We start from the raw sequence: 14311 nt of genomic DNA on the forward strand, positions 1-14311 counted from the left end.
ATGGATAAAGCGCAGCTGATTGAAATCGCCAATACCGAAATGCCCTTTGGGAAATACAAAGGGCGCAGGCTGATTGATTTACCGGAAGAGTATTTGCTGTGGTTTGCCCGTAAGGATGAATTCCCCGCCGGGCATCTTGGTCAGCTGATGGCATTCACCCTGCTGATCAAAACCGAGGGGCTGACGCAGCTGGTACAGCCCCTGCGACGTCCTTAACCCTGCGTGGCGTCGGAGGCGGCCGCCTCCTGCGCCTGCAACACTTCTGTCTGATGCTTATAGCGTCGCGCCATCACCGCACAGACCATCAGCTGGATTTGGTGGAAAATCATCAGCGGTAACACCATCATGCCCACCGCCGACGCGGGGAAGAGAATGTTCGCCATCGGAATACCGTTGGCGAGACTTTTCTTCGAGCCGCAGAAAACAATAGTGATCTCATCAGCCTTGTTGAACCCGAAGCGGCGGGCGGCAAAGATATTGATGCCGATGATAATCGCCAGCAGCACAATGCTGACGACGACAATAAACAGCAGCGAGCCTGCGCCCACTTTATGCCAGATGCCGTTCACCACGGCCTCGCTGAAGGCTGAATAGACCACCAGCAGGATCGACGTCTGGTCCGTTTTCGAAATCCATTTTTTATGCTTAGTCACAAAGCCTGCGGTCCACGGACGCGACAGGTGGCCCAGCACGAACGGCAGCAGCAGTTGCAGCATAATTTTTCCTACCTGCTCAAGGCTGCCTTCCGCGCCATGCATATTCATCACCAGGCCCACCAGCAGCGGCGACAGGAAAATCCCCAGCAGACTCGACGCTGACGCCGAACAGACGGCCGCGGCCACGTTACCCCCGGCAAGGGAAGTAAAGGCAATGGCGGACTGCACGGTGGCGGGCAGAATGCACAGATACAGAAAACCGGTGTATAGCTCCGGGCTGACGTTAACCGGCGCCCACCAGGCAAACAGGACGCCCAGTACCGGGAACACCACAAAGGTGCTGCACATCACCCACAGATGCAGCCGCCAGTGGCTGCCGCCGGCGATGATGGCTTCGCGGGAGAGTTTTGCGCCATGCATAAAGAACAGCAGGGCGATGGCGGCGGTCGTCAGTCCCTCAAAAAAGGGCACAAAGCCACCGCGCGCCGGGAAGAACGACGCCAGTAATACCACCGCCACCAGCGTTAAGGTGAAGGGATCGAGAATGCGGAAAATTTTCATAAACACTCCTGAAGTCAGTATCGTTATTCTGCGTTTTTCTCTCTGCGAAATAAAAGTCATTTCTGTCATTCATTTATGAAACAGATAGGTTAAGGATCCGATACGTGCAATTCAGAAGAGTAAAAAAGGCAGGGCGGGGGAAAGGCCCGGCGGAAAGCCGGAGCCAGATGCAGTTGCGCGGTTAAATATAAATATCGATCTTGTGGTCGTCAGACGGGTTGTTGACGCCTTCGGCCTGGGTCAGCTGTTTTTGCTCTTGTTTCTTTTCCGCTTCTTTGGCCTGCTCGTTTTGCAGCTGCGCCAGCTGCGCCTGGAGCATCTGGATCTGCGCGCGGATCTGCTCCTGCTGCTTTTGCTTTTCTTCGACAGTGCCTGAGCCGTTCGCCACTTCTTTCAGCTGCGCGGTCAGTTTGTTGATTTTCTGCGTCAGACGGCTGATCTGCGCCGCGGTGTCGTTCCCTGCGCTGGACGAGCCAGCGCTGCCGCCGGTTTGCACTGACGGGGTGGTCGTCGAGATGGTGGTCATGATGAACTCCTTGTTTGCCATAAAATTGTTTTATCGGCATTTTTCAGCAGAGCTTGAGACTCGCACTCTTTACCATTGCCAGCGTAAATAATTCTGAGGACATTTTGCTGACCCCCGCCATTGATACAGAGGCGCTATCAATAGGCACCGAAAAGTGTATTGGTCAGGAAAGCCGATGACTCGTTATAAAGCCAGAGTACCCGCGGAACCCTCTCCGCATGGCAATACATAACGATTAAGGACGCGCCATGACCTCTTCGCATTTTTCAGATCATCCTTTTACCTGTGCTGACATCATCCGCGCACGCAAACCCAACTTCACCCCACGCGTGGCCTTTATTTTAGGTTCCGGGCTGGGCGCGCTGGCGGATCAGATTCAGGATGCGGTAGCCATCTCTTATGAAGACTTACCGGGCTTCCCGGTCAGCACCGTCCACGGTCACGCGGGAGAGCTGGTGCTCGGTACGCTGGCGGGCGTACCGGTAGCCTGTATGAAAGGCCGCGGACACTTTTATGAAGGCCGCGGCATGACGGTGATGACCGATGCGGTACGTACCTTTAAGCTGCTGGGCTGCGAACTGCTGTTCTGTACCAATGCTGCCGGATCGCTGCGTCCGGAAGTCGGGCCGGGCAGTCTTGTCGCCCTTTCAGATCACATCAACACTATGCCGGGATCGCCGCTGTGCGGGCCGAACGATGACCGCTTCGGCGAACGGTTTTTCTCCCTGGCGAACGCCTATGACGCGGATTACCGCGCGCTGCTGCACACCGTGGCGCAGGAAGCGGGTTTCCCGCTCAGTGAAGGAGTGTTCGTCTCTTACTCCGGCCCGAACTTCGAAACGGCGGCGGAGATCCGTATGATGCAGATTATCGGCGGCGATGTGGTGGGCATGTCCGTGGTGCCGGAAGTCATTTCCGCCCGCCATTGCGGAATGAAAGTGGTGGCGGTGTCGGCCATCACCAACCTGGCGGAAGGGCTGGGGGAGGTGAAGCTTTCTCATGCGCAGACTCTCGCGGCGGCGGAGCTGTCCCGCCAGAACTTCATCGACCTGATTTGCGGTTTCCTGCGCAAGCTGGCCTGATAATCACACCTACCGCTCCGCTGGCCGGGGCGGTTTGTCCTTCTGCGACAAGGAAAAGACTATGGGGATCACGGTTCGCTTAAAAATCATGTCGTTTTTGCAGTATTTCATCTGGGGAAGCTGGCTGGTGACCCTCGGTTCGTACATGATCAATACCCTGCATTTTACCGGCGCAAATGTGGGGATGGTCTACAGCTCGAAAGGGCTGGCGGCCATTATCATGCCGGGCATTATGGGGATCATCGCCGATAAATGGCTGCGGGCGGAGCGGGCTTACCTGCTGTGCCATCTGGTGTGCGCCGGGGCGATGTTTTACGCCGCCAGCGTCAGTACGCCGGATCTGATGTTCTGGGTGATGCTGGTCAACGCGATGGCCTTTATGCCGACCATTGCGCTGTCGAACAGTATTTCTTACTCGTGTCTTGCGCAGGCAGGGCTGGATACGGTCAGCCATTTTCCGCCGATCCGCGTTTACGGCACAGTGGGCTTTATTATCGCCATGTGGACGGTCAGCCTGATGGATCTGGAACTGAGCAGCGCCCAGCTCTATATCGCCTCTGCTTCATCACTGTGCCTTGCGGTCTACTCCTTAACGCTGCCCAGAATCCCGACGGTGGCGAAAAAAGTGTCGCAGTCGTGGAGCAGTAAGCTCGGCCTTGATGCTTTTGTGTTGTTCAAAAATCCCCGTATGGCGGTGTTTTTTCTCTTTGCCATGCTGCTGGGCGCGGTGCTGCAAATCACTAACGTGTTTGGCAATCCCTTCCTGCATGACTTTGCCCGCCAGCCGGAGTTTGCCGACAGCCTGGTGGTGAGATACCCGTCGATTTTGTTGTCTGTATCGCAAATGGCAGAGATCGGTTTTATCCTCACCATCCCGTTTTTTCTGCGGCGTTACGGCATAAAAACGGTGATGCTGATGAGCATGGTGGCGTGGATGCTGCGCTTTGGGCTGTTCGCCTTTGGCGATCCGTCGCCGTTCGGCTGTATGCTGCTGCTGATGTCGATGATTGTTTACGGCTGCGCTTTTGATTTCTTCAACATTTCCGGTTCGGTGTTTGTTGAGCAGGAGGTCAGTTCAGAGATCCGCGCCAGCGCGCAGGGCCTGTTTATGACCATGGTCAACGGCGTCGGTGCGTATGTCGGCTCAATCCTGAGCGGGCTGGCGGTGGATTATTTTTCCGTTGATGGCGTGAAGGACTGGCAGACCATCTGGCTGGTGTTTGCTGGCTATGCCCTGGCGCTGGCGGTGATCTTTTATTTCGCCTTTAACTATAAACATCAACCTGATAAGCGCGCAGATGTGGTACGTTCAGAGGTTTAATGATCCTCGCAGGCGTGCGAATCTGATGGAACCGCTGTACAAAATCGACCTGAAACTGCTGCGCTATTTTCTGGCTGTGGCAGAAGAACTGCACTTCGGGCGGGCTGCGGCCCGCCTTAACATGTCGCAGCCGCCCCTGAGTTTTCACATCAAAGACCTGGAAAACCAGCTGGGGACGCAGCTGTTTGTCCGCCATTCCCGCAGCGTGGTGTTAACCCATGCGGGAAAGATTTTGCTGGAGGAGTCGCGCCGTCTGCTGAGTAACGTCAACCAGGCGCTGGCGCGGGTGGAGCAGATCGGGCGAGGCGAGGCAGGGCGCATAGAGTTGGGCGTGGTGGGCACGGCGCTGTGGAGCGGCATGCGTAACGTCCTGTATCGCTTTCTGAAGGACAATCCGGACGTCGAGGTGCGGTTTCGTGAGAAATCACCCGGAAGGCAGCAGACGCTGCTGGAGCGGCGGGAACTGGATGCCGGTATCTGGCGGATGGCGCAGGATCTGCCCGCCGGGCTGACCCGCCAGCGGGTGCAGCAGGCGGCGTTTCTGGTGGCGATGCCGGATGAGCATCCGCTGACGGCCCGCTCATCCATTCCGCTGTCGCTATTGCGCGATGAACATTTTGTCACGCTGCCGTCGGTGCATTCTGACTGGGCGTTCCTGCAACGGGTCTGCCAGCGGGCGGGATTTTCACCGGTGATCGTGCGCGAAGCGGTGGAGCCGCAAACAGTGCTGGCGATGATCAGCATGGGGATGGGCATCACCCTGATGGCGGACAGCTACGCGCAAATGCAGTGGCCCGGCGTGGCATTTCGCCCGCTCGAAGAACGTATTCCCGCGGATTTGTATGTGGTGTATGAGGAAAAACAGGTGACGCCGGTGTTAGCGGGTTTACTGGCGGCGCTGACGCATCAAGCGTAACTCATGCCCGGCAGCGCAGGCTTGCCGGGCATGGGCGCGGTTGGATCTTGTAGGCCGGGTAAGCGCAGCGCCACCCGGCAAAAAACGCATAGCAAAAAGGCGCCTTTAGGGCGCCTTTCCACATTGGTGGGTCGTGCAGGATGACTCGCTTCGCTCGCCCTTCGGGCCGTCGCCGCCAGCGGCTCCGTTGTCTCGCTTCGCTCGACCCGAACCTGCGGCAGGTTCTCATCCTGCATTTCACGCATAGCAAAAAGGCGCCTTTAGGGCGCCTTTCCACATTGGTGGGTCGTGCAGGATTCGAACCTGCGACCAATTGATTAAAAGTCAACTGCTCTACCAACTGAGCTAACGACCCGAAATGGTGGGTGATGACGGGCTCGAACCGCCGACCCCCTCCGTGTAAAGGAGATGCTCTACCAACTGAGCTAATCACCCATTTCGGTACTGCTGTTGATAAGGTGAGATATGGTGGGTGATGACGGGCTCGAACCGCCGACCCCCTCCGTGTAAAGGAGATGCTCTACCAACTGAGCTAATCACCCCACGTCTCAAGTCTTATCTGCACTGCGGGTCTACCTTTAAGTAGATGGTGGGTGATGACGGGCTCGAACCGCCGACCCCCTCCGTGTAAAGGAGATGCTCTACCAACTGAGCTAATCACCCCCGCTGTGTGGAGTCGCATTATAGGGAGAGTTGAAAATGAGTCAACGCCTTTTCTAAAGATTTTGTTTGTTCGTCGTAAAATTAAACAACGTGGCGACAAAGCCTGCATTCGCGCATGATTTCTCAACAAAAAACGGATTTGCCGCGCCCATGGCGGTAACAACATTGAGGAATCAGCCTGGAGTGATAGAATATTGCCCACTCGATTTTCCAGGACTTGCCGGTTATCGGCATCTTTATCAACGTAAGGCCAATTCATGAAAATTAAAACTCGCTTCGCGCCAAGCCCCACTGGCTATCTGCATGTTGGTGGTGCGCGTACCGCGCTCTATTCCTGGCTTTTTGCACGTCATCACGACGGTGAGTTTGTGCTGCGTATTGAAGACACCGATCTTGAGCGCTCTACGCCGGAGGCTATCGAAGCCATCATGGACGGCATGAACTGGCTGAGCCTGGAGTGGGATGAAGGCCCGTATTTCCAGACTAAACGTTTCGATCGCTACAACGCGGTGATCGACGACATGTTAAAAGTTGGCACGGCGTATAAATGCTACTGCTCTAAAGAGCGCCTGGACGCGCTGCGTGAAGAACAGATGGCGAAGGGCGAAAAGCCGCGCTACGACGGCCGCTGCCGTCACGGTCATGAGCATCATGCTGACGACGAACCCTGCGTTGTGCGTTTTGCTAACCCGCAGGAAGGTTCGGTAATTTTTGACGATCAGATCCGTGGCCCGATTGAGTTCAGCAACCAGGAGCTGGACGATCTGATTATCCGCCGTACAGACGGTTCCCCGACCTATAACTTCTGTGTGGTGGTGGACGACTGGGATATGGAGATCACTCACGTGATCCGCGGCGAAGACCATATCAATAACACCCCGCGCCAGATTAACATCCTTAAAGCGCTGAATGCGCCGGTGCCGGTGTATGCGCACGTATCGATGATCAACGGCGACGATGGCAAAAAACTATCCAAACGTCACGGCGCGGTCAGCGTCATGCAGTATCGCGACGACGGCTATCTGCCGGAAGCGCTGCTCAACTATCTGGTGCGCCTCGGCTGGTCCAGCGGCGATCAGGAAATTTTCTCCCGTGAAGAGATGATCAAGCTGTTTTCACTCGGCGCGGTCAGCAAATCCGCCAGTGCGTTCAACACCGAAAAACTGCAGTGGCTGAACCACCATTACATCAACACCCTGCCGCCGGAATACGTCGCCACCCATCTGCAATGGCATATCGAGCAGCAGAACATCGACACCCGCAACGGTCCGCAGCTGGCGGATCTGGTGAAACTGCTGGGCGAGCGTTGCAAAACCCTGAAAGAGATGGCGGAGAGCTGCCACTACTTCTACCAGGACTTCGAGGAGCTGGATGCGGATGCGGCGAAAAAACACCTGCGTCCGGTAGCGTGTCAACCGCTGGAAGTGGTGCGCGACAAGCTGGCGGCCATTACCGACTGGACGGCGGAAAATGTGCATCACGCTATTCAGGCTACTGCAGACGAGCTGGAAGTGGGGATGGGCAAAGTGGGGATGCCGCTGCGTGTGGCGGTGACGGGCGCAGGCCAGTCTCCGGCGCTGGACGTTACCGTGCATGCCATCGGTAAAACCCGCAGCGTTGAGCGCATCAATAAAGCGCTGGAATATATTGCCGCACGCGAAAGCCAGCAGTAATTCTTTCAGGTCAGCATAAAAACGAACGGCAGGTTTATCCTGCCGTTTTTTTATTTGCCTGCGGCGTCCCTGTCATGGATGTCGAGGCGGCTCAGCATGTACTGCAATCCTTCCCTCTTCAACAGACGATCCAGTTGCGTTTCTTCGGAAGACGTCATTGTTTGTAAAACGCTGACGATCTGACGCAGTGCTGGCGATATATTGCCATAAGGGGCAGGGGCTTCAGCCAGTAAACGACCAGCTGCAAGATGACGAAATTTTGGCAGCTTCATAATAAAAGCCCGCACCTTATTATCGATAAGGATCTGCCTTCCTCGTCCACCTTTTACGCCGGGGATCTTTTCGGTGTGCCAGCCGTATCTGCGGATCCAGCGATTCACCGTCTGTTTTGTCATGCCAACATAATCAGCCAGCTCTTCAGTGGTTAATCTATCAGGTATTTTCATCATGTTAGTTCTGGTCGCGCAGACCGAGCCGTTGTAATAAGCCGCTGATGCCCTCGCGTAGCAGCAAGGAAGTCAGCTGTTTTTGTTCTGCCGGGGTCATTTCCTTCGCCAGCGTCATTAAAAGCGCTTCCAGCGAGGGCTCAAGGCCGTACGCCTCGTCACCGGTACTGTCATCGATCGCGCGGCGCGCATTGCGTATAAATTCGCGCACCTGCTCATTGATATGCACCAGACGGGCTTTTCCACCCTGAACGCCTGGTTTTGGCGAGGTAACCCAGCCTTCTTTACGCACCCATTTATTGATGGTCTGGCGACTGTATCCCGTGAGCCTGGCGAGCTCATCCGGCGTCATCCGTTCCTTGATCATGCAATTTCCTGACGAGATGTGGGGGTTAGTGGTTCATCTTATAGCACCCTTTAACAGGAAAGTGTGACGGGTTTAACTAACGTCTGCGAGCAGGCTCGCAATGTCATTCATTTGACTGCTTTTTCAGCGATTGAGCGGCGCTTTCTGATTTTGCCGTTGACACCTCGCGGCGGAATTCATATTATGCCGCCCGTCAACACGACACGCTTTACGCATTGGGGCTATAGCTCAGCTGGGAGAGCGCTTGCATGGCATGCAAGAGGTCAGCGGTTCGATCCCGCTTAGCTCCACCAAATTCTGATCCCAACAGATTTGGTGCGTAAATAACATTGTGGGGCTATAGCTCAGCTGGGAGAGCGCTTGCATGGCATGCAAGAGGTCAGCGGTTCGATCCCGCTTAGCTCCACCAAAATTTGAACCCTCGCCTGTGGCGGGGGTTTTTTTATGTCTGTTGCAAATACCGCTTCCTGTTATGTCAGTTTTCTTCTGTTTATCCTGGATAATTCCTGTAAACCTCTGTTTATTGTATTGCCGCGCTAATATCCCGCGCTTAGCTTGCCTGATATTGAGAATGAACTTATTATTCCGGCTCGGATTAACGCGGTTGGTGAGATTAAATCAGTAAACATAATGAAAATTAATATTTATAAACACGCAACACTATTTATACTTGCATTCATTATTTGTCTCGCAGCCGTTACAACTTCCCGAATTCTTTCACCAACAGCGCTGGTCCAGGCGGGGGATGCTTTTCTGGCCTGGTTACCCTTGAGCGCGATGCTGTCCATTATTCTGCTCTTTGGTCGACGAAGTATATTGCCGATCGTCGTGGCCTTCGCGTTAATAAATCACTGGCTGATGGATCTCTCCTTACGTGAGGCCGTGTTACTGCTCTTTTGCCAGATCGCGCCGGTACTGCTGGCCTGCGCCCTTGTGCGATGGCGGCTGGGCAGCCGCTGGCGTTACGCCTTTCCGGATAAATACATGGGTGTCCGGATATTCTGGTTAGGATTTTTCGCGCCCGCCGGTATTAAACTCTCAATGTATTTAGCGAATGAATGGTTCGATTATCCGGTTTCCCTTTCCAACTTCTCGGATCCCACGTCGGTTATTTATAATATTATTGATTTGCAGAGTCTTATCTGCGCCGTGCTAATTTTCACCCCCTTGTTTTATTATCCGCTACGCATGCTGGTGAACCCGCACTATGCCCGTACTTTCTGGCGTCGCAGTATTATTCCGATTTTTTCTTTGCGTAAACGTATTTTTACTGTTAGCTGGTTGTTGGCTTTAAGTTTTATTCTGATCGTTCTTTGTAGTCCCATCGAAGCGAAATATATCGCCGGTTACCTGGTGCCAATCGTATTCATCCTGTTTATGGTCGCCGTGCGGGAATTCACGCCGCCGCTGATCGCGTTAAGCTGGGGGATCGCCGCGTGGTTCCTGGTGGCCTACAATCGCAATTTTCTGCATGGCGTCGGCACAGACTATTCGCTGGCTTTTGTGCTGTCGGTGCTCATCGCGGTGACAATCTGTATTCTCTATACGGCGCATATTTATCACCGTAGCGAGTGGCTCAGGCGGGTATGGAAATCTCAGGCGCTTACCGACCCGCTGACCGGCCTGCCCAATCTGCGTGCCCTGGAGCAGCATCTGGAACAGCATCCCCACGTGGTCGTGTGCTGTCTGCATTTGCAAAACCTGGAATTTTTAAGCCGTCACTACGGCATGATGATGCGCGTGCACTGTAAGCGCAGCATTGCCCGCGACCTGCAACCGCTGATGCTGGCGCATGAGAAGCTGTTCCGCCTGCCGGGAAGCGAGTTATTACTGGTGCTGGATGGGCAGGAGCCAGAAGCGCGTTTGCAGCATATGGTGGATTATCTCAACAGCCGGAAAATCTTCTGGCACAACACGCCGATTGAGATTGAATTTGGCGCGTCCTGGGGCGTTATCGAAGGCGCGGGCGAAAACCTGCACCATACGCTGGGACAGCTTAGCTGGCTTTCCGGTCAGGCCAGCACGACACAGCGCGTACTGGCGCTGACGCAAAGTATCGACAGAGTCACCGACCAGACTACCGGGCAGGTGCTGATGTTGAACAGCGTAAAGCGCGCGCTGGAAGAGGGGGGACTGGTGCTCTACGCCCAGCCGGTCCGGAGGGCGGATGGCAGCGGCTACCACGAGATTTTAACCCGTCTGCAATGCGACGGCGAAATCGTTACCCCGGATCGTTTTATCCCGGTGATCAGCCGTTTTAATCTCAGTCCGCGCTTTGACATGCTGGTGGTCGAAACCCTGTTGCGCTGGCTACGGGCGCATCCGGTCCCCTGCGACGGGGCGCGTTTTTCCGTCAACCTGATGCCCATGACGCTGATGCAAAAGGCGTCGGCGACAGAACTTATCGCGCTCTTTACGCGTTACGGCGTGTCGCCACAGTGCGTGATTATCGAGATCACTGAAGAGCAGGCCTTTTCCCATGCCGAAGCCACTTTGCATAACATTCAGCAACTGCGTGATTTCGGCTTTAAAATCGCCATTGATGATTTTGGAACCGGCTACGCCAATTTTGAGCGCTTAAAACGTCTGCATGCGGATATTATTAAAATTGACGGCACCTTCGTAAAAGACATCGAGCGTGACCCGTTAGATGCGATGATCGTGCAGGCGATTTGCACGCTGGCGAAAGCGAAATCGCTGACGGTGGTGGCAGAATTTGTGGAAACGCAGGCGCAGCGTGAGCTGCTGCTGGAGCTGGGCGTGGAATATTTGCAGGGATATTTACTGGGTAAACCGCAGCCTTTAGGCGACTAAATAAAAAAACCGGGACAAGCCCGGTTTTTATTAACACCGCAGAATTACAGTACCAGCGCGGCGATTGATGCAGACAGGATACTCACCAGCGTCGAGCCGTAGACCAGTTTCAGGCCAAAGCGAGAGACCACGTTACCCTGTTCTTCATTCAGACCTTTAATCGCACCGGCAATGATACCGATGGACGAGAAGTTTGCGAAGGAAACGAGGAACACAGACAGAATGCCTTCTGCGCGCGGGGAGAGGGTGCCGGCAATTTTTTGCAGATCCATCATCGCCACGAATTCGTTAGATACCAGCTTGGTGGCCATAATACTGCCCACCTGCAGGGCTTCATGAGATGGCACACCCATCACCCAGGCGACCGGGTAGAAGATGTAGCCCAGAATGCCCTGGAAAGATATACCAAACACGGTCGCAAACAGAGCGTTCAGCGCAGAGATCAGCGCGATAAAACCAATCAGCATCGCCGCCACGATAATCGCCACTTTGAAGCCCGCCAGAATGTACTCACCCAGCATTTCAAAGAAGCTCTGGCCTTCGTGCAGGTTGGCCATTTGCAGATTTTCTTCGCTCTCATCAACACGGTACGGGTTGATAAGCGACAGCACGATAAAGGTGCTGAACATGTTCAGAACCAGCGCGGCGACAACGTATTTCGGTTGCAGCATGGTCATATACGCGCCCACGATGGACATGGACACGGTAGACATCGCCGTGGCCGCCATGGTGTACATGCGGTTACGGGACATATTGCCGAGGATGTCTTTGTAGGCGATGAAGTTTTCTGACTGCCCCAGAATCAGCGAGCTGACGGCGTTAAAGGATTCCAGTTTGCCCATACCGTTGACTTTTGACAGCACGGTACCAATGGCACGGATCACAATCGGCAGCACACGAATGTGTTGCAGGATACCGATCAGCGCAGAAATGAAGACGATAGGGCACAGCACTTTCAGGAAGAAGAATGCCAGGCCTTCATCATTCATTTTGCCGAAGACGAAGTTTGTCCCTTCATTGGCGAATCCGAGCAGTTTTTCAAACATTTCGGAGAAGCCTCTTACAAAGCCCAGACCGACATCGGAGTTCAGGAAGAACCAGGCCAGTAAAACTTCAATAACAAGAAGTTGAATAACAAAGCGAATGCGAATTTTTTTGCGGTCGCTGCTTAACAACAAGGCAAGCAAGGCCACAACGGCAAGCGCCAGAACAAAGTGAAGAACGCGGGACATATTTGCTCCAAATATGAGGCAGGTTTAATTTCCGTGCACATTCTATGCAACAAGCGTAAAGAAAACGAGATCAAAAACACACTATAGTAACTACCTGTGACGAATCTCAAAAATAGTGATCAAACATACATTTCTGTTATGTTACGTAAAGATGAGAAAAGGCTAATATTGCTGCTAAGCTTTTAACAAATTGATGAGGCAAATGTTAAGAGCGCCTTTCCACCTGCACATTCCTTCCGGCTATCGCTCCGGGCTATCAGAACAATCAGTTTAACCAAATCAGGTGATCTTGATAATCATTCTCATTTTGTTAGCATGAAACATAGCAAAGGCTATATCAGGGGCATAAATGAACGACAGTCGCGTTGAGAGTAACAGTGGTCGTGCGGCGCGCAAGCTTAGGTTCGCATTAATGGGACCTGCGTTCGTTGCCGCTATCGGTTATATCGATCCAGGCAACTTTGCCACCAATATTCAGGCGGGAGCCAGTTTTGGCTACCAGCTGCTGTGGGTAGTGGTCTGGGCGAACCTGATGGCGATGCTCATTCAGATCCTGTCTGCCAAACTGGGCATTGCCACCGGTAAAAACCTGGCCGAACAGATCCGCGACCACTATCCGCGTCCGCTGGTGTGGTTTTACTGGGTGCAGGCGGAGATCATCGCCATGGCGACAGATCTGGCGGAATTTATCGGCGCGGCCATCGGCTTTAAATTACTGCTCGGCGTATCGCTGCTGCAGGGCGCGGTGCTGACGGGTATCGCCACTTTTCTGATCCTGATGCTGCAAAAACGCGGCCAAAAACCGCTGGAAAAAGTGATCGGCGGCCTGCTGCTGTTTGTGGCGGCGGCCTATATCGTCGAGCTGTTTTTCTCGCAACCAAAACTGGCGGCGTTAGGTAAAGGGATGCTGATCCCCAGTCTGCCGACTACCGAGGCTGTGTTTCTCGCGGCGGGCGTGCTGGGCGCGACCATTATGCCGCACGTGATCTATTTGCACTCCTCGTTGACGCAGCATCTGCATGGCGGATCGCGCAAAGAGCGCTATTCGGCCACCAAATGGGATGTGGCGATCGCCATGACCATCGCCGGTTTTGTTAATCTGGCGATGATGGCGACCGCGGCGGCAGCGTTCCATTTCAGCGGTCACACCGGCGTGGCCGATCTCGATGAAGCCTATCTGACGCTGGAGCCGCTTCTGAGCCACGCGGCGGCCACCATTTTTGGCCTTAGCCTTGTGGCGGCAGGGCTGTCATCCACCGTCGTCGGCACGCTGGCGGGACAGGTAGTGATGCAGGGCTTTATCCGCTTCCATATTCCGTTATGGGTGCGCCGTACCGTGACTATGCTGCCGTCGTTTATTGTGATTTTGATGGGGCTGGATCCGACGCGCATTCTGGTGATGAGCCAGGTGTTGTTAAGCTTCGGTATTGCGCTGGCGCTGGTGCCGCTGCTGGTCTTTACCAGCGACAGCAAACTGATGGGCGAGCTGGTCAACACGCCGCTGGTAAAACGCATTGGCTGGCTGATCGTGTTGCTGGTGGTGGTGCTGAATATGTGGCTGCTGGTGGGAACAGTAACAGGTCTTTAATTCGTGATTAAAAAGCCCGGCAATGCCGGGCTTTTTTTGTATTAATGATGATGGCCATGACCATGCCCGTGACGACCGCGTCCACCGTGGTCATCGCGATCGCGCCAGCCTTCACGATAGCCGCGCTCGTAGGCTTTACGTTTGTCCCAGCCGCGGTGATAGCCGCGATCGTGTGGACGCCAGCGGTTTTCACGCCATTGATAGTGATGATGCCAGTAATCACGGTCGCGCCAGCGGCCGCCGTCCCAGTAGTTACCGTAATTATCACGATCGCCAATTTGTAATTTTATTGAGGGCAGCAGGGTGATTTCGCCGGCATTTGCCACCAGCGGGGCAGAAGCCATTAAAACAGCTGCCAGTATCAGTGACCTGAACATACTTATCTCCTTCACGATCGGGGCCGAAACGGCCTGTTAATGCAATATTACGGGGCTGTAAAGCCCCGGTGCATTGGTTTAACTCTTAA

The 14311-nt window shown here is 54.3% G+C and carries 13 protein-coding genes, 6 tRNA genes and 1 other RNA gene; 9 read left to right on the forward strand and 11 right to left on the reverse strand.

All coding sequences use genetic code 11. From position 1 onward, the window contains the following. Complete coding sequence (locus BMF08_RS11240; protein WP_072567675.1) at positions 1-216, forward strand: DUF3820 family protein; 216 nt, start codon at positions 1-3, stop codon at positions 214-216. Here the strand turns inward: BMF08_RS11240 and BMF08_RS11245 are convergent. Both BMF08_RS11245 and BMF08_RS11250 read right to left on the reverse strand, forming a co-directional pair. Continuing rightward, positions 213-1217 (reverse strand): bile acid:sodium symporter family protein, encoded by a 1005-nt coding sequence (locus tag BMF08_RS11245; RefSeq protein ID WP_072567676.1) that lies wholly within the window; start codon positions 1215-1217, stop codon positions 213-215. The genes BMF08_RS11240 and BMF08_RS11245 overlap by 4 nt on opposite strands. Positions 1218-1398: 181 nt before the next feature. Further along, on the reverse strand, positions 1399-1743 hold the full coding sequence (locus tag BMF08_RS11250) for a FlxA-like family protein (RefSeq protein ID WP_072567677.1): 345 nt from the start codon (positions 1741-1743) through the stop codon (positions 1399-1401). Positions 1744-1991: 248 nt separating this feature from the next. Here BMF08_RS11250 and xapA point away from each other — a divergent pair, with 248 nt between their 5' ends. The 3 genes from xapA to BMF08_RS11265 all read left to right on the forward strand — a co-directional run bounded on the left by xapA (position 1992) and on the right by BMF08_RS11265 (position 5062). Beyond that, entirely contained in the window at positions 1992-2825 is an 834-nt protein-coding gene (gene xapA / locus BMF08_RS11255) for a xanthosine phosphorylase (RefSeq protein ID WP_072567678.1), read from the forward strand. A gap of 61 nt (positions 2826-2886) precedes the next feature. Beyond that, positions 2887-4146, forward strand: a complete 1260-nt coding sequence (locus tag BMF08_RS11260; RefSeq protein WP_072567679.1) for a nucleoside permease — start codon at positions 2887-2889, stop codon at positions 4144-4146. Between the two features lie 25 nt (positions 4147-4171). Further along, entirely contained in the window at positions 4172-5062 is an 891-nt protein-coding gene (locus BMF08_RS11265) for a LysR family transcriptional regulator (RefSeq protein ID WP_072567680.1), read from the forward strand. 124 nt (positions 5063-5186) lie between these two features. Here the strand turns inward: BMF08_RS11265 and BMF08_RS11270 are convergent. From BMF08_RS11270 to BMF08_RS11290, 5 genes are all read right to left on the reverse strand, one after another. Beyond that, positions 5187-5312: non-coding RNA, RtT sRNA (locus BMF08_RS11270), on the reverse strand. A gap of 29 nt (positions 5313-5341) precedes the next feature. Then, positions 5342-5417: transfer RNA gene (locus tag BMF08_RS11275), tRNA-Lys, on the reverse strand. A 4-nt stretch (positions 5418-5421) separates the two neighbouring features. Then, positions 5422-5497 (reverse strand) — tRNA-Val (locus BMF08_RS11280). A gap of 31 nt (positions 5498-5528) precedes the next feature. Then, a tRNA-Val gene (locus BMF08_RS11285) sits at positions 5529-5604 on the reverse strand. A gap of 45 nt (positions 5605-5649) precedes the next feature. Continuing rightward, positions 5650-5725 (reverse strand) — tRNA-Val (locus BMF08_RS11290). A 257-nt stretch (positions 5726-5982) separates the two neighbouring features. Between BMF08_RS11290 and gltX the strand changes: the two genes are divergently transcribed. Beyond that, entirely contained in the window at positions 5983-7398 is a 1416-nt protein-coding gene (gene gltX / locus BMF08_RS11295; RefSeq protein ID WP_072567681.1) for a glutamate--tRNA ligase, read from the forward strand. 50 nt (positions 7399-7448) lie between these two features. Here gltX and BMF08_RS11300 read toward each other — a convergent pair whose 3' ends face one another. Together BMF08_RS11300 and BMF08_RS11305 are read right to left on the reverse strand one after the other, a co-directional pair. Next, entirely contained in the window at positions 7449-7847 is a 399-nt protein-coding gene (locus BMF08_RS11300) for a YfeC-like transcriptional regulator (protein WP_072567682.1), read from the reverse strand. A gap of 1 nt (position 7848) precedes the next feature. Next, positions 7849-8211 carry a YfeC-like transcriptional regulator gene (locus BMF08_RS11305; protein ID WP_072567683.1) on the reverse strand — a complete coding sequence of 121 codons (363 nt, stop codon included), beginning with the start codon at positions 8209-8211 and terminating at the stop codon, positions 7849-7851. A 217-nt stretch (positions 8212-8428) separates the two neighbouring features. On the opposite strand from BMF08_RS11305, the gene BMF08_RS11310 reads away from it, so the two are divergent. The 3 genes from BMF08_RS11310 to BMF08_RS11320 all read left to right on the forward strand — a co-directional run bounded on the left by BMF08_RS11310 (position 8429) and on the right by BMF08_RS11320 (position 11025). Then, positions 8429-8504 (forward strand) — tRNA-Ala (locus BMF08_RS11310). Positions 8505-8544: 40 nt separating this feature from the next. After that, positions 8545-8620, forward strand: a tRNA-Ala gene (locus BMF08_RS11315). 221 nt (positions 8621-8841) lie between these two features. Then, the gene (locus tag BMF08_RS11320; RefSeq protein WP_072567684.1) at positions 8842-11025 is read left to right on the forward strand and encodes a sensor domain-containing phosphodiesterase; all 2184 of its coding nucleotides are present in this window, start codon (positions 8842-8844) and stop codon (positions 11023-11025) included. A gap of 44 nt (positions 11026-11069) precedes the next feature. Here the strand turns inward: BMF08_RS11320 and BMF08_RS11325 are convergent, their stop codons facing one another. Next, a complete protein-coding gene (locus tag BMF08_RS11325) occupies positions 11070-12257 on the reverse strand; it encodes a NupC/NupG family nucleoside CNT transporter (RefSeq protein WP_072567685.1) in 1188 nt (395 codons plus the stop codon). Between the two features lie 349 nt (positions 12258-12606). Between BMF08_RS11325 and BMF08_RS11330 the strand changes: the two genes are divergently transcribed. Further along, positions 12607-13845 (forward strand): Nramp family divalent metal transporter, encoded by a 1239-nt coding sequence (locus BMF08_RS11330; protein ID WP_072567686.1) that lies wholly within the window; start codon positions 12607-12609, stop codon positions 13843-13845. Between the two features lie 41 nt (positions 13846-13886). On the opposite strand, the gene ypeC is transcribed toward BMF08_RS11330, so the two are convergent. Continuing rightward, positions 13887-14222, reverse strand: coding sequence for a DUF2502 domain-containing protein (gene ypeC / locus BMF08_RS11335; RefSeq protein ID WP_072567687.1), 336 nt, complete (start codon positions 14220-14222; stop codon positions 13887-13889). Positions 14223-14311: the final 89 nt, after the last annotated feature.

Origin of the sequence: Enterobacter sp. SA187 (assembly GCF_001888805.2) — a bacterium.
Classification (GTDB): domain Bacteria; phylum Pseudomonadota; class Gammaproteobacteria; order Enterobacterales; family Enterobacteriaceae; genus Enterobacter_D.